The following is a 14,662-nucleotide window of genomic DNA, read 5'->3' on the forward strand; positions in this document are numbered from 1 at the left end:
TTCGATAGCGGCGAATGTAGGGTCGCACCCTGTAGGAGCGGCGCAAGCCGCGACTGCGGCAACGCAACCATGACGAAGCTCGCGGCGTAGTTGCGTTGTCGCGGTCGCGGCTCGCGCCGCTCTTGCAGGAATGCCGCGCGGCTATCGCGCAAGCTGTTTGGCCAGACCGCCCAACGTCTTCAACGCCGCTTCCATCGCCCGATCCCACGGCTGCCCGCAGCTCAACCGCACGTGGTGGGTGTAATCGCCGCGGTTGGAAAACAGATGCCCCGGCAGGATGCCGATGCCGCGCGCCAGCGCCGCTTCGAACAAGGCCTGGCCGTCACTGCGTTCGGGCAACTCCACCCACAGCGTCATCCCGCCGGCCGGTTCGGCCACGCAGGTGCCCTCGGGCCAGTGGTCCAGCAGCGCCTGCCGGTAGGCCTGGGCGTTGCCGGCCAGGGCGCGGCGCAGGCGGCGCAGGCCGCGTTCGATGTCGTGGCGGGCGAGGAAGTCGATCAGCGCCATCTGCGGCAGGGTCGCGGTGGCGACGGTGGAGAAGCTCTTGGTGCGCAGCAGCTCCGAGCGCCGCCGGCCGCCGAGCATCCAGCCCACGCGCAGGCCGGGCGCGAGGATCTTCGAATACGAGCCGCAAGTGACGACATGCTCGCCGTCGTCGTAGCGGCGCAGCGGCGCGGGCCGTTCGCCCGAATAAGCCAGTTCGCCGTACAGATCGTCCTCGATCAGCACCGTGCCGTGCGCGGCGCAGGCGGCGACGATCTCGCGCTTGGCCGTCTCGCCGGTGAGGCTGCCGAGCGGGTTGTTGAAGTTCGGCACCAGCAGCGCCGCGCGCACGGCGTGGCGTTCGAGCAGTTCGCGCAGTTGCGCCGGATCCAGGCCGCGGCCGGGATGGTTGGGGATCTCCAGCACGCGCAGCCCATGCGCGGCCACCGCCTGCAACAGGCCGTGGTAGGTCGGCGTTTCCAGGATCACGATGTCGCCGGGCCGGGTCAGCGTGCGCAGGGTCAGGCTGATCGCCTCCATCGCGCCGGCGGTGACGATGACTTCGTCCGGATCGACGTCCACCCCGCATTGCGCGTAGCGCTGGGCGATGCGCTCGCGCAGCGCCGGCAGGCCCTGCGGCACGGTGTAGCCGAGCGCGGCGACGGGATCGCGGCGCATCGCCCGGGTCACCGACGCGGCCAGCGCGGCGCTGGGCAGCAGCGACGCGGCCGGGGTTGCGGCGTGCAGCGGTACCAGGTCGCGGCGCGATTGGACATCGAGTACGCCGAGCAGCGCCGGATTGCGCATCGGCGTCGGCGCGCGCGCGAGATGGCGCGCGCGGTGGCTGCGCAGCGGCGCCGCCGGCGCGGCGCGCACGTAATAGCCCGAGCGCGGCCGCGCCTCGATCAGGCCTTCGCGTTCGAGTTGCTGGTAAGCCTCGACCGCGGTGGCCAGGCTGATGCGCTGATCGCGGCCGAGCCGGCGCAGCGACGGCAGGCGTTCGCCGGCGCGCAGCACGCCGCGCTGGATCTGCCGGCGCATGCGCTCGGCGAGGCGTTCGTAGAGCAGCTCCTGGGACATGACGAACCTCGCGACTGGAAAGCCCCGCTCCCGCTTGCGGGAGAGGGGTTGGGGTGATTGCGCGGCCGGCGATGCGCTTGCCCTCACTCCGACCCGATCCCGCAAGCGGGAGCGGGAGCAAGACAGCGGGTGAATCTGTATTGGTCGAAATTCATCCTAACTGAATCTGTATCGGTCCACGGCCCGGACCTACCCTGAGTCTCCCGCCCCCGTCCGTCCCCCTATGAGCACCGTCACCGCCACCGCGCCGAGCGCCGATTCGCGCACCGCGCTGATCCAGCTGCTGATCGCCGAACTGCTGATCGGCTCGGTCGGCGTGTTCGTGCACGAGAGCGGCCAGGACGCGATCACCTCGGTGCTGTTCCGCTGCGTGTTCGGCGTCGTCTTCCTGCTCGCCTGGGGTTGGGCGCGCGGGCTGTTCCGCGGCCTGCTCGGCGAGCGCGCGCTGATCCGCTCGGCGGTGTTCAGCGGCGTGCTGCTGGTGCTGAACTGGGTCGCCCTGTTCGCCGGCATGCAGCGCTCATCGATCGGCGTGGCGACGATGGTCTACCACTTCTTCCCGTTCGTGGTGCTGGGCCTGGCCGCGGCGTTCTATGGCGAGCGCAGCCGCGTCGCCGACATCGGCTGGACCGCGATCGCCTTCGTCGGCGTGCTGTGCTCGGCCGATCCGTTCAAGCTGCTGCGCAGCGCCGACAGCGGTTACTTGATCGGCGTCGGCCTGACCTTCGTCGCGGCGGTGCTGTGCGGCGCCTCGTTGCTGCTGTCGCGCCGGATCAGCCGCGAGCGGCCGTTCGCGGTGGTGCTGATCCAGTGCCTGGTCGGGGTGGTCATGCTGGCGCCGTTCGCCGACTACGCCAAGGTCATGCTGCCCGGCGCGCACTGGTTCTGGCTGGCCGGACTCGGCCTGATCCACAGCGGCGTGTGCTACGTGCTGTTCTATTCGTCCTACCCGCGCCTGCAGGTGGCGACGATCGCGGTGCTGGCCTTCATCTATCCGGTGGTCGCGCTGCTGCTGGATTACGCGGTCTACGGCCACACCCTGGCGCCGGTGCAGAGCCTGGGCGTGGCGCTGATCGTGCTCGGCACGCTCGGCGTCAACCTCAAGTGGCGGTGGCGCCTGCGCGCGCAGCCGGCGCGCGCGTGAGCGCGCCGGCCCGGGCGGGCGCCGCGCCCGCGCAACGGTATACGGTTGCGGCGACGACGGTTTTCTCGACCCGGTCCGCCCATTAGCGGATCCGCCGCGCCCTCGCGCGCGGTGGCCGGCACAAGGACGCGCCGGTGGGACTTTGTCGCGCGACGCCCATGCTGTGAATGCGGTCACGCGCGTTCAGTCGCGAGCGGCGTTCGTCGCCGGTTCGTCGCAGGGCGCTCACGCAGCGGACGAACGAATGCCTGCGATCCCGATTCGCGTTTGCGACATCGCTCGCGTTTTGCGCGTGCGGATTCGACTTTTGCCGAACTCCCGCGCGATAAAAAACGTTATCGTCGAGATGCAAAAGGGATGCCAACGGATTCGTCCATGCCGCCTCGAAACGTCGATCGGTTCAGTTCCATCAGCGCAGAAGAGGCCAGCGGGACCGACGCCGCGTCGGCCGCCGCGACCGCCGCCGTCCAGGCCCTGATTCCCCACCGTACCCGCGAACTGGCCATCACCTATGGCCTGGGCGCGCGCCTGCACCACGGCGAGCGCCATTGGGACGACATCCGCGACGAGCTCGCGCGCGGCTGGGAACGGCTGCGCGGGGCCGAGCGCGCGTCGTGGTCGCAGGTCGAGGCCGACGTCGAAGGCGCCTGGCGGCTGGTCCTGGCCGACTGAACAAAAAAACGCCGCCCTCGCGGGCGGCGCAAAGTACCGCAATAAACCCAACGCAGATCCTGGCTCAGCCCTTGATGCAGACCACCTGGCGCAGGGTGTGCACCACCTCGACCAGGTCGGCCTGCGCCGCCATCACCGCCTCGATCGGCTTGTACGCCGCCGGCGATTCGTCGATGACCGCCGCGTCCTTGCGGCATTCCACGTGGGCGGTGGCTTCGCGGTGCTGCTTGAGGGTGATGCTGCGGCGCGCCTCGGCCCGGCTCATCACCCGGCCGGCGCCGTGGCTGCAGCTGTGGAAGCTGTCGGCGTTGCCCTTGCCGCGCACGATGTAGCTGCGCGCGCCCATGCTGCCGGGAATGATCCCGAGCTCGCCCTCGCGCGCGCTGACCGCGCCCTTGCGCGTCACCCACAACGGCTCGCCGAAGTGCTGTTCGCGCTGGACGTAGTTGTGGTGGCAGTTGACCGCGGTCTTGTCGAGCTGGAACTTCGGCAGCTGGATGCGCATGGCGTGCAGCACCCGGTCCATCATCGCCTCGCGGTTGTGGCGGGCGTAGTCCTGGGCCCAGCCGACCGCTTCGACGTAGTCGTCGAACAAGGGCTCGCCTTCGAGCAGGAAGGCCAGGTCCTTGTCCGGCAGGTGGAAGCCGAGCGTGCGCTTCTCCAGCTTGATCCGCGCCAGCTCGATGAAGTAGCTGCCGATCAGGTTGCCGGTGCCGCGCGAGCCGGAGTGCAGCATCACCCACACCGCGCCGGCCTCGTCCAGGCACAGCTCGATGAAGTGGTTGCCGCCGCCGAGCGTGCCGATCTGCTTGTCGAGCTTGTCGGTGCGCAGCTTGCGGTGCTTGGCGTGGATCGCGTCCAGCCGCGTCGCCAGCCCCGACTTCGCCAGCCGGGTGGCATGGCTGTCGGGCAGGCGCCGGTGCTCGCCGCCGCGGCCGTTGCCGACCGGCACGCAGTGCTCGATCGCCGCGCGCACGCGGGCCAGGCTGTCGGGCAGGTCCTGGGCCCGCAGCGTGGTGCGCACCGCGGCCATGCCGCAGCCGATGTCGACGCCGACCGCGGCGGGAATGATCGCGCCGCGCGTGGGCACCACCGAGCCGACCGTGGCGCCCTTGCCCAGGTGCACGTCGGGCATCGCCGCGACCCAGGGGCCGACATGGGGCAGGGCGGCGATGTTGCGCAGCTGGCGCTTGGCGCCCTCGTCGACCGGCACCCCGCGGATCCAGGCCTTGACCGGTGCCACGCCTTCGTCGGCGTGGAGCAGTTCGTAGTGTGAAGTACTCATGGTTCAGTGTTCCTTGTGTTGTTCGCCGAAGTACAGCGGACCGCGGCACTTGCGCGGGCGCTCGCGCCGCGTGGCGGTCCAACGCGGGTCGAACGGATCGGGCCCGTCGCCGTTGCGCAGCCGGTATGCGATCAATTCGGCCTGGCTCAGCTGACGCTTGCTGCGCGCATAGACATCGCAGCGGCCGTACAGGCCGCAACGCTTGCCCGCGCACGAGCCGACCTTGTCGCGCAGCAGCGCGTCGAACGCCGGCACCGGCACGCAGGCGCCGGGCTTGCGCTTGCTGGGACGCGGCGGCGGCACCGGCGCGAGTTCCACCCGGTACCAGATGCCATCCACCCGATGCAGCTGGGCGGTGTCGTCGAGCCGGCGCACGCCTTTGCGCCAACCCGCTTCGCGCGCCCGCACTGCGAGCAGATGCTCGCGGCGCCGCCGGGCACGGTCGGCCGCGGCTTCCTCGTTGCGCATCAGGCAGCCGTTGCGCGGGTCCACGTACAGGTCGCAGCGGCTGTCGGCCAGGGCGACAACGCCGCCCCAATCGCGTGCGACGCACAGCCGGCCGCCGATCTCGAGCACGTCGACGGCGACGAAATCGCGCAGGTGTTCGTGGATGTGCTGCTGCACGGTATTGCGCCGGTCCACGCCCTTGCACAGTTCCGAATAGACCGCATCCCAGCGGCGTCCGGCCTGGCGCTCCAGCCAGCGCTGCAAGGGGCGCAGGTTCTCGTTGAGCCATTTGCGGCTTCTGCCGCGCGGGCGCATGCCTTCGCAGGCGCGACGATCGTCCGGCTCGCGCGGTTGGCGCCCCGGCTTGGTCCAGCCGGCGCCCGTGCGCGGCCGTTCCACGATCACTTTGTACATATCGCTTCGCATAGGGATTTCGTATCCGATAGTCGGCCGCGCGCGGCTTGCGTTGCGCGCACGCGACCCTGCGCCGCCCCGTTCGGGGCGGCGTTCGCGTTGGCTCACGCTGTCGCGCTATCGGAACCCGGACGGCGCGATGCCGTCCGGCCCTGCGTTTCAGCCGTGGCCCTTGAGGCTGACGAGCTGCTTCATGACTCCCTCCAGACCGCCGAAGACGGTCAGCTTGTCGATCTTTTCGGTGATTTTTTCCAAGGCCTCGAGTTCCTTCAGGCGCATCAGCACCGGAGAGTCCTCGATCAGCTTGGCGGTGTTGAGCAGGCTGCGGGTCGCGTTGGCTTCCTCGCGGCGGCGGATCGTGTTGGCCTGGGCGGTCTTCTCCGCCTGCACCACGGCGTTGAGGATCTCCTTCATCTCGCCCGGCAGGATCACGTCCTTGACGCCGACGCCGAGCACGTCCACGCCGATCTCGGCGCAGGCGCCGCGCGCGCTGGCGAGGATGTCCGCATCGAGCGAGGCCTTGTCGCCGAGCAGTTCGTCCAGGGTCTTGGACGAGACCGCCTTGCGCAGGCCGTACTGCAGCTCGCGGTAGACGTGCTCGGCGTACTTGGCGACCTTGGTGCGCGCGGCCACCGGCGAGGCCACGCGCACGCTGGCGGCGAGGTTCACACGCAGGGTGACCTTGTCGCGGGTCAGCAGTTCCTGGCCCGAGACTTCCATCGCCTGCACGCGCAGCTCCACGGTCTCCACCGCGACGTTCTTGCGCAGGTTCCAGAACGCGTAAGCGCCCGGCGCCAGCACGCGCACGAACTTGCCGTCGACGAACAGCAGGCCGGCCGACTCGGTCGGCACGGTGCCGTGCGCCGCGACGCGGTCGAGCTGGGCGATCTGGCGCAGGCCGTCGGCGACTTCGCGCTCGATCTCCAGGCCCTCGCCCAGTCGCAGCGTGCGCACCTCGATCGTCGCCAGGCCCTTCCAGTACAGGCGGCGCAGACCCGGCGCCAGCACCTCGGCGTAGCGGCCGTTGCGCAGCACCAGACCGACTTCGTCGTTGCCGATGTCGGCGAGGACGAAATACTCGGACAGGCGCTCGCCGAGGCCGGCGATCAGCGCTTCGCTATCGTTGCCGGCGTAGGCGCTGTTGCCGATGTTGCAGTGATCCAGGGTGAGCTCGTCGCGCAGGTCGCGCAGCCTGTGCACGCCCGGGCCGAGCACGCGCTCGATGCGGCGGTTGCGGTAGACCAGGACGCGCTCGGCATCGCCGACCACGACCTTCTTCGTCCAGAACATGAGTTTCTCCTTGGGTTCGGGTGTGGTCCGATCCGTGGTGTGGGCCGCTGCGACCGAATCGGTGTGTCGCAACGGCGCGGTGGATCGCGTCGGCGACGCGAACGGCGATAAACGCGAATCTCGGGTTCCGTCGCGCGAGCGCGGCGGAAGGCAATAGGGTGGGAACGCCCCTGGCGTCGTCGTCGCGGACCGCATGCGCGGCGGGCGTGGCGCGGTCGGCGCCGGCATCGCCACGTCCGTTGTGGCCGATGCCGTGCGCCGGGCGCCATCGCTCGCCGGGCATGAAGCCGGCGGCATCGCCGCTGCGACGTTCCTTCGCGCGTCCCGTGCCGGCGATGCGAAGAGGAACGCCGCGCGGGGCGTTTCCCGGGTCGGAACTTTCGTTCCGCGTTCAACGACTGTCGTTTCAGGACAGTGGATAGCGGGAGTCGAACCCGCGACAACAGCATCATTTGCTGCGCTCTAACCGTCTGAGCTATATCCGGCAGAGAAGGTCGGAATCGAACCGACGGCCTGCGCACGAGGCGCCGCTCTAACCGCTGAGCTACTTCCCTAGGTTGGAGCCCCTCCACGCACCGCGGCATACGCCACGGCAGGGCCGCGCGCACCGGGCCGGTCGGAAACCGGCGCCGCTGCGGTGCGTTTCATCGGGTGCTGCCTATTGCCGCCCGTCTCCGGACGGCAATCCATTCGGGCGCAAGCGCCCCTGTTGGTTTCTTTCGCGCACGCACCGCCCGTGCCGAAGCATCGGGGCACAGCGTCTTTCGACGCCTCGACGGCCGATCCCCCTTCGTCTCGGATGCTTCGGGGGTATGCGGAAAGAGCGATTTTTAAGGTGATTTCCTGCAGCAAGTCCTTTGCCGACGCCCGAAACGAAAACGCCCCCGGAGCGAGCTCCGAGGGCGTGGGCTTCCTCGGAAGATCGGGGCGACCGATCTTCCTGGAATGGAAGATCAGTGCGGGGTGCGCGTATCCCGGCCGCGACCGCGCGGGATCGACGCGCACGCAAACGTCGCCGGGCTGTGCCCTTGCGCGTTGTGCTTGGCGATGTTCGATTCGATGCGCATGAGAAGGCGGTCGGAAGGTGTGGGGAAGATGGGCGCGAACTTTACGCGGGGAAAATTACCCTTGCAAGACCGTTCGTCGTTTTATGAGCGGATGTTTTTCGCGGCGCGCTCGCGGTCCGCATCGCGCATGCGCTGGACGAGGCAGCGCGCATGCGCGCGTATGACGGCCTCGCTCTGTTCTTCGCCTGCAAGCGCAAGACCGGCAGCGGGCATCAGACTGCGTCGAGCGTGGCCAGAAACTCGGCGGTGTCCAGCACTTGCGCGAACTCCGCGCGCAGGGTCGCCAGATGCGCGGCGCTGATCGCTTCGGCCGCGATCGTCGCGCCCGCGCCGTCGTCCAGATCGAAACAAAAACAGGCGTCGCCGATCACCACGGTGCGATAGCCGAGATTGCTCGCCATGCGCGCGGTGGTGGACACGCACATGTCGGTGCTGACGCCGAACAGCACCACGGTGTCGACGCCGAGCCGGCGCAGGCGCAGGTCGAGGTCGGTGCCGATGAAGGCGGCGTTGACCGACTTGGCCACCACCGCTTCGTCGGGCCGCGGTTCGAAGCCGTCGCGAAAGGCGTTGCCGGGATGCCCGGGACTCAGGCTCGATCCGGGCTGCACCGAATCGTGGCGCACGTGGATCAGCGGCCAGCCGCGTTCGCGCCAGGCCGCGAGCAGGCGGCGGCCGTTGGCTTCCATGTCCGGGTTGTTGCGGCGGCCCCACGGCGAATAGTCGAAGCCGCGCTGCACGTCGATGGGGATCAGGGCGATGCGTTGGCGGGTGGCGGTCATGGCGTGGATTCGAATGGGGCGGGACGCGCCATCGTGGCCGCTCGCCGCGGCCGGTCTCAACCCGGCAGAATGACGGCTCCCGCCGGCGCCGCGCCGGCCGCGACGCTACGGACCGACTTGGCATGAAGACCCTCGACGAGATCGACCGCAAGCTGATCGCGTTGCTGCAGGACAATGCGCGCCTGTCCACCGTCGCCCTGGCCAAGGCGGTGGCGTTGTCGCGCAGCACCGTGCAGGAACGCCTGCAGCGCCTGGAAGCCAGCGGAACCATCGCCCAGTACACCGTGCGCCTGGGCAGCGGCGGCGATCCGCTGCGGGCGTGGCTGCTGTTGCGCTACGCCGAGGGTTTCAGCTGCGACGACGTGGTGCCGCTGCTGGCGCCGCTGCCGCAGGTGCGGCTGGCGCACAGCGTGGTCGGCGACACCGATCTGATGGTGTTGGTGGAAACGCGTTCGCCGGGCGAATTGGCCGATCTGCGCGAACGGGTGATGGGGCTCAAGGGCGTGGACGATGTCACCACGGTGCCGGTGTTGCGCACGGTGTTGGATCGGCTGTGAGGCGGCGGGCTGGCGCCGGCGGTTGCGGCGTCGCGGTCGCGGCTTGCGCCGCTCCTACAGGTAGGCCATGCGGGAGCGGCGCGAGCGGTGGTCGCGAAGTTTCGGCGGCCGGCGTTACTCGGAATCGATCTGCGCCAGATTCAGCACCCAGTCCGGCACCGACGGTTCGCCGGCGAAGAAACCCGCCGGCCGCTTTTCGCCGATCGCCCAGCGATGCAGCCAACTCGGGCCGGCCGGGCCGGTGTAGGCGTCGGCGCGCTGGTAGGCCGGGTCGCGCATGGCTTCGTCCAGGCCGATGAAGCGGTAGCCGCGCTTGCGCGCCATCGCGATCAGGTCGCCGTAGCTGTCGGCGTTGAGCGCGTTGGCGTGGATCAGCCACACCTGCGGCAGGTTGTAGCCGAGCAGCGCGACCGACTGGCGTTCGTAGTAATCGAGCTTGCGCCCCATGTACTTGACGTAGTCGCGGCGCAGGCGCGCCTTGAGCCGCTGCGGGTCGTTCTTGGCGCTGGGCTTGACGCCGGCGGGCAGCGGTTCGTCGGCGCGCAGGTAGGCGGCGGCCCAGATCCAGTCGGAATTGTCGACCGTGACCGGGGCGATGCGGTAGCCGTGCTGGTCGAGGAAGCGCGCAAGCGCGGCCTTGTCGGCGGCGCTGCGGCCGGCGCGCAGGTAAGGATGGCGGAACCAGCGCGGGGCTTGGCCGCGCGTCTGCAGCAGCGGCCGCAGCTGGCGCTCGCCGCGCAGGATGTCGTCCTGGTAGGCGGCCAGGCCGACCGCGTGCAGGTCGGAATGGCCGTAGGTGTGGTTGCCCAGTTCGGCGCCGGCGTCGAGCCAGTCGCGCAGCATCGCCAGCCGCGCCGGTTGCGGCTGGCCGTCGGCGTCCAGCTTGCCTTCGTTGACGAAGCCGACCACCGGCACGTCGGCGCGGCGGATCGCGGCGATCAGGCGGCGGTGGCCGTCGAGGATCGACTCGGTGGAGACCACGGGCAGCTGCACCCAGGGCAGGTCGTCCACGGTCAGGGCGATGCGCCGGTCCGGCGGCGGCGCCTGGGGCTTCGAGGCGGCCGCCGCGGCGGCCGCGGCGATCATCAACAGGCAGGCGAGCAGGCAACGCAGACGGGCGGACGGGCGCATGCGGAACGATCCGGTCGGGATGGCGCCGATGATGGCCGCGCCCGCGGCGCATGACCAGCGACTTACGGCGCATCCCGGGCCGTTTAGCTCGCGCTGTGGGTGGTTGACCGGTCTTTCGCGCCGGCCGCACGGCCGCGCGCGGGCCGCGTCGTCAATCGAGCTTGCGCACGATCACGTAGTAGGCCAGGTTGCCCAGGCCGACCGCGCCGAACAGCAGGGCGAAGGTGCCGGCGGTGGCGTCGCGCCAGCCGGCCGCTTCGATGATCGCGAAGGCGATGGCGAGCAGCACCAGCACGATGCCCCAGCGCAGCGCGCCGTGGCGGCGGCGCTGGTCTTCGTCGCGGGCGAGCGAGCGCAGCAGTTCTTCGCTGCCGGCGCTCTGCGCCAGCTTGCCGCGCACGCGCGCCTCGACGACGACCTTGATGGCGAAGGCGATGCAGACGAACAGGGTGATGGGAACCAGGATATCGGGCATGACGGCGGTCTCTTGGGTTCGTGTCCGGGTGACAGGGGCGGATGGGGCGGGCCGTGAAGAGGGTTGCCGCGGGCGGAGCCGGGCTTCGGGGCAAGAGATACGGCCGGCCGCGGGGCGGTTGCAGCGGTCGCGGGCGACGGGGTGACAGTCGTCACACCCGGGCGGGCGCGGCGGGCACTGCAACCGTGCGCGCCTTGCCCGCATCCTCGCTGCGATGACCGGTAACCCCGCCCCGACCGACGACCGCGCCCTGGTCGACGCCGTCCTGTCCCGCCAGCCGGGCGCGTTCGAGCGCCTGGTGCGCGAGTACCAGGGGCTGTGCTGGCACATCATCCAGCGCATGGTCCGGCATCCCGACGACACCCGCGAGCTGTGCCAGGAAGCGTTCCTGCGCGTCCACCAGTGTCTGCACCAGTACCGCCACGAGAGCGCGTTGAAGTCGTGGATCGGCCAGGTCGCCTACTCGGTGGCCAAGCGCCATCTGGAACGCAAGCGCATCCCGATCGTGGAGGCCGCCGCCGACGAGGACGCGCTGTCGCCGCTGGAGGCGGTCAGCGACGGCTTCGACCTGGAGGCGGCCTGCGCCGACGAGGAGATCGCCGCCGGCCTGCACGCCGAGATCGAGGCGCTGCCGCCGTTGCAGCGCACCCTGTTGACCCTGTATCACCTGGAAGAAGTGCCCATCGGCGAGATCGCGCAGATGACCGGCCTGGCCGAGGGCACCATCAAGAGCCACCTGTTCCGGACCCGGGCGCGCCTGCGCCAGCGGCTGGAAGCGCGGCTGGGAGAGATCGCATGAACCGCAACGACGATTCCGACGCGCGCCCGGGCGGTTCGCGTCCACGCCCGCCGCATTCCGAGGCCGCCGACGCGCGCGAGTGGGCGCTGCAGGAGCGCGCGCGCGAGGACGAGCGGCGCGGCGCGCCGATGAGCGAGGACGAGCCGCGCCTGGCCCAGTACCGCTTGCTGAGCCGGGCGCTGCGCGCGCCGCCGATGGAGCCGATCCCCTACGGTTTCGCCGAACAGGTCGCGCGGCGCGCGCAGGCCGCGGCCGAGGCGGGCGACGGCATCGAACGCTGGCTGCAACGCCTGCTGTTGCTGGGTTTGGCGGTGGCCGGCGCGAGCCTGATCGCGGGCGGCGCGAGCGAATGGTTGCCGGGCGTGGACGCGGCGCTGCGGCGCTTGCCGTCCGGCATCGTCTCGTGGGGCGCGCTGGCCGGCGCGTGCTGTCTGCTGAGCTGGGGCTGGAGCGCGCTCGCGCGCGCGGCGGGCCTGGAGCCCGGCGCATCGGCGCGCGCGGCGTGACCGCCGCCGCGCGCGGCGACAACGCCGCAGCGCGACGAATGTGAGCCCGCGCATGCTTCGAATGCGGCCGCGCGCAAGCCCGCGCCGCTGCCCGGCGCACGCGCGCCGACCCGCCGCGGCTGCGATCGCGGCGTCGGAAATCGCGAAAAACCCCGCTATTTCGCTGTATCGCGACCGGGTGCGCAGTTGCCCCGCCGCATGCGCCGTGTGCGTGTCACCCAAGTAACAGCCATCGCCCGACCCCCTGTCCAGACTCGCCTGCACTGCAGACGACAGGAGGGGGACCGTGATGGATGCGAACGGACGCGAGCGTGTCGATACCGAGCAGTTTCGCCCAGCGCCGGCCGGCGCCGCGCAGGACCGCGGCGCCGCCGGCGGGCCGTGCGCGGACTTCAAGCTCGCCGACCAGATGTTCACCGAGGCCTGGCGCAGCAACCTTCCGGAACTGGAAGCGCGCGCGCGCCGCTTCGCCGAGGGCCAGCGCGACCGCGCCGAGGAACTGCTCGGCAACGCCGCGATCAAGGCCTTGCTGTTCATGCGCCGGGCGCCGCACACCATCACCGATCCGGGCGGGTTCCTGTTCGTGGTGCTGCGCCACGTGTTCCTCGACAGCGTGCGCCAGCGCAGCCGCGACCGCGAAGTGTTCGACCGCCACCGCGAGGTCGACGGCGAAGGCGGCGGCTTCGCCCACGAGGGCCTGTCGGCGCTGCAGAAGCTCGAGCTGGAGGAGCAACTGGAGCGGGTGGTGGCGGCGGTGGCGCGAATGAGCCGCAAGCAGCGCCGGCTGTTCGCTTACCGCTTTGTCGAGGAATTGCCGTATCCGGTTATTGCCGAGCGTCTGGAAATGAACCAGCCGTTGGCGCGCAAGCACGTCGAACTGTTGCGCAACCGGCTGCGGGTGGCGGTGGGACGCGAGTGAGCGCGCCGGCGCGGCGGTTCACAAGGGCCCCGGGCCCGCGTTCCACCCCATACAAACGCAACCGAACGCACGCGACCGACTCCGCAACGCATCTCTCACCAAGGACAGGCTCATGGCCGACCCCGTCAACTCGCAGATCACCGATGCCGTTACCCAGACCAACGTCAAGGTGGTCGCCGAGGCGCCCGCGCAAGCCATCGCCTCGCTGTACCAGGTATCCAGCCATTCCACCGGGTTGGCGCTGCAGAACGCGGTGCACAGCCAACAGGTGCTCAACCAGATCTCCAGCGCGGTGGTGTCCAAGGCCGTGCAGATGATCATGGCCGTGGGCGACAAGTAAGGACGCAGCGCGGCGCGCCGCGCCGACGGCGCGGGCGATACGGGGCTGACGTGCGTCCGGGAGGACAGCGATGAAACTGGATTGGGACGAAAACGAACAGGCGGGCGCCGCGCCCGCCGCGCACGGCGGCGGCCCCGGAGCGGGGCCGGACGCGGATGCGGAGACGGGCGCGGCGCGGGGGGCGGCCGACGGCGCCGCGGCGGCCGCTGCGGCGGCGGCTGCGGCCAAGACCGCCGACGGCGACGCTAGCGACGGTACGCCGCCCGCGGCTGCGAAGACCCTGCCCGACGATGCCGGCGGCGCGGGTGCCGGCGGCGATGCGGGCAAGGCGAAGTCCGCCGGCGCAGCGGCCGGCGATGACGCGCCGGCGGCCGGCGCTCCCGCCGCGGGCGCTCCCGGAAACGATGGCTCCGGCAACGGCGCGAATGGGGACGGCGCCGGCCCGGGCAACGGTGGCGGCGGCAATGGCAGTGGCAGTGGCAGTGGCAGTGGCAGTGGCAGTGGCAATGGCGGCAGCGACGGCGCCGGCAGCGGCGACGACAACGGCAGCCGCCTGCCGCAGTCGCCGCTCGCCGCCGCGCGCGGCCGGGCGCTGACCCGCAGCAAGGCGATGATGAGCGGCAGCGCGACGCCGCCGGACACCAGCGCGTTGAACACGCAGATCGTCCAGGCGGTGCAGTTCAGCAACGCCGAGACCGCGTCCTACGCGCCGGCGCAGATCGCCACCAACGCCGACATGATGATCAGCCAGGCCGCCGGCTTGGTCGCGCAGTCGGCGGCGGCCTACTTCGACGGCGTCACCAAGATCGCGCTGGCCAGCCAGGGCGTGCTGATGAAGCAGCTCACCCAGGACATCGTCGCCGGCAAGGTCACCAACGCCGCCGAGGACGCGATCGGCATACTCGCCACCGATGTGTTCATGGGCGTGGCCGCCGCGGTCGCGGCCGCGGCTGGGGCGATGGAGGCCGAGTCGGCCAAGTTCGCCATCGACGCGATCGACTCGAGCATTTCCAAGTACACCTCGGTGCTGCAGAACAGCGGCGCCAAGTAGCCCGCGGCGGCGCCGGGCCGGTCCTTCGATACCGCGCCGGCGTCGCGACCGAACCGCCCGCGGCCACCGGTCCGCCTTGCCGCCGGACCGGTCGCGCCGGACGCGGGCGCACCCGCAGGGCGCGCCTGCCCCAACGACGGCTGCCGGCGCCCGCATGCGGCCGCCGTCGCCGCGTCGCCGCGCCGCAGGGGCCGCCCGCCACGCTCTTCCCGCCCGCCGA

The 14,662-nt window shown here is 70.8% G+C and carries 15 protein-coding genes and 2 tRNA genes; 8 read left to right on the plus strand and 9 right to left on the minus strand.

What is annotated here, in order from left to right; translation table 11 throughout:
* Positions 1-141 precede the first annotated feature (141 nt).
* A complete protein-coding gene (locus tag RDV84_RS09810) occupies positions 142-1,563 on the minus strand; it encodes an aminotransferase-like domain-containing protein (RefSeq protein WP_309153267.1) in 1,422 nt (473 codons plus the stop codon).
* A gap of 223 nt (positions 1,564-1,786) precedes the next feature.
* On the opposite strand from RDV84_RS09810, the gene RDV84_RS09815 reads away from it, so the two are divergent.
* Together RDV84_RS09815 and RDV84_RS09820 are read left to right on the plus strand one after the other, a co-directional pair.
* The gene (locus RDV84_RS09815; RefSeq protein WP_309153268.1) at positions 1,787-2,707 is read left to right on the plus strand and encodes a DMT family transporter; all 921 of its coding nucleotides are present in this window, start codon (positions 1,787-1,789) and stop codon (positions 2,705-2,707) included.
* 375 nt (positions 2,708-3,082) lie between these two features.
* The gene (locus RDV84_RS09820; RefSeq protein WP_309153269.1) at positions 3,083-3,379 is read left to right on the plus strand and encodes a hypothetical protein; all 297 of its coding nucleotides are present in this window, start codon (positions 3,083-3,085) and stop codon (positions 3,377-3,379) included.
* 64 nt (positions 3,380-3,443) lie between these two features.
* On the opposite strand, the gene RDV84_RS09825 is transcribed toward RDV84_RS09820, so the two are convergent.
* The 6 genes from RDV84_RS09825 to RDV84_RS09850 all read right to left on the minus strand — a co-directional run bounded on the left by RDV84_RS09825 (position 3,444) and on the right by RDV84_RS09850 (position 8,664).
* Entirely contained in the window at positions 3,444-4,664 is a 1,221-nt protein-coding gene (locus RDV84_RS09825; RefSeq protein WP_250448983.1) for an RtcB family protein, read from the minus strand.
* A gap of 3 nt (positions 4,665-4,667) precedes the next feature.
* On the minus strand, positions 4,668-5,537 hold the full coding sequence (locus RDV84_RS09830; protein ID WP_309153270.1) for a hypothetical protein: 870 nt from the start codon (positions 5,535-5,537) through the stop codon (positions 4,668-4,670).
* 147 nt (positions 5,538-5,684) lie between these two features.
* The gene (locus RDV84_RS09835; RefSeq protein ID WP_309153271.1) at positions 5,685-6,815 is read right to left on the minus strand and encodes a slipin family protein; all 1,131 of its coding nucleotides are present in this window, start codon (positions 6,813-6,815) and stop codon (positions 5,685-5,687) included.
* A gap of 415 nt (positions 6,816-7,230) precedes the next feature.
* Positions 7,231-7,298 (minus strand) — tRNA-His (locus RDV84_RS09840).
* 2 nt (positions 7,299-7,300) lie between these two features.
* Positions 7,301-7,369: transfer RNA gene (locus RDV84_RS09845), tRNA-Thr, on the minus strand.
* A gap of 725 nt (positions 7,370-8,094) precedes the next feature.
* The gene (locus RDV84_RS09850; RefSeq protein WP_309153272.1) at positions 8,095-8,664 is read right to left on the minus strand and encodes a cysteine hydrolase family protein; all 570 of its coding nucleotides are present in this window, start codon (positions 8,662-8,664) and stop codon (positions 8,095-8,097) included.
* A gap of 122 nt (positions 8,665-8,786) precedes the next feature.
* Between RDV84_RS09850 and RDV84_RS09855 the strand changes: the two genes are divergently transcribed.
* The gene (locus tag RDV84_RS09855) at positions 8,787-9,221 is read left to right on the plus strand and encodes an Lrp/AsnC family transcriptional regulator (RefSeq protein WP_057949229.1); all 435 of its coding nucleotides are present in this window, start codon (positions 8,787-8,789) and stop codon (positions 9,219-9,221) included.
* Positions 9,222-9,335: 114 nt separating this feature from the next.
* On the opposite strand, the gene RDV84_RS09860 is transcribed toward RDV84_RS09855, so the two are convergent.
* Positions 9,336-10,334, minus strand: a complete 999-nt coding sequence (locus tag RDV84_RS09860; protein ID WP_486624527.1) for a polysaccharide deacetylase family protein — start codon at positions 10,332-10,334, stop codon at positions 9,336-9,338.
* A gap of 169 nt (positions 10,335-10,503) precedes the next feature.
* Positions 10,504-10,827 carry a DUF6249 domain-containing protein gene (locus RDV84_RS09865; RefSeq protein WP_309153273.1) on the minus strand — a complete coding sequence of 108 codons (324 nt, stop codon included), beginning with the start codon at positions 10,825-10,827 and terminating at the stop codon, positions 10,504-10,506.
* Positions 10,828-11,041: 214 nt separating this feature from the next.
* Here RDV84_RS09865 and RDV84_RS09870 point away from each other — a divergent pair, with 214 nt between their 5' ends.
* The 5 genes from RDV84_RS09870 to RDV84_RS09890 all read left to right on the plus strand — a co-directional run bounded on the left by RDV84_RS09870 (position 11,042) and on the right by RDV84_RS09890 (position 14,442).
* A complete protein-coding gene (locus RDV84_RS09870; protein WP_057949227.1) occupies positions 11,042-11,626 on the plus strand; it encodes an RNA polymerase sigma factor in 585 nt (194 codons plus the stop codon).
* Positions 11,623-12,132: a hypothetical protein gene (locus RDV84_RS09875; RefSeq protein WP_309153274.1), complete on the plus strand. Its 510-nt coding sequence runs from the start codon at positions 11,623-11,625 to the stop codon at positions 12,130-12,132. Before RDV84_RS09870 ends, RDV84_RS09875 begins: the two co-directional genes overlap by 4 nt.
* A 289-nt stretch (positions 12,133-12,421) precedes the next feature.
* Entirely contained in the window at positions 12,422-13,051 is a 630-nt protein-coding gene (locus RDV84_RS09880) for an RNA polymerase sigma factor (protein WP_057949225.1), read from the plus strand.
* A gap of 112 nt (positions 13,052-13,163) precedes the next feature.
* Positions 13,164-13,391: a RebB family R body protein gene (locus tag RDV84_RS09885; protein ID WP_057949224.1), complete on the plus strand. Its 228-nt coding sequence runs from the start codon at positions 13,164-13,166 to the stop codon at positions 13,389-13,391.
* Positions 13,392-13,461: 70 nt separating this feature from the next.
* Positions 13,462-14,442 (plus strand): hypothetical protein, encoded by a 981-nt coding sequence (locus RDV84_RS09890; protein WP_309153275.1) that lies wholly within the window; start codon positions 13,462-13,464, stop codon positions 14,440-14,442.
* The last annotated feature ends 220 nt before the right edge of the window (positions 14,443-14,662 follow it).

The organism is Lysobacter yananisis, from assembly GCF_031199375.1.
Lineage (GTDB): Bacteria > Pseudomonadota > Gammaproteobacteria > Xanthomonadales > Xanthomonadaceae > Lysobacter > Lysobacter yananisis.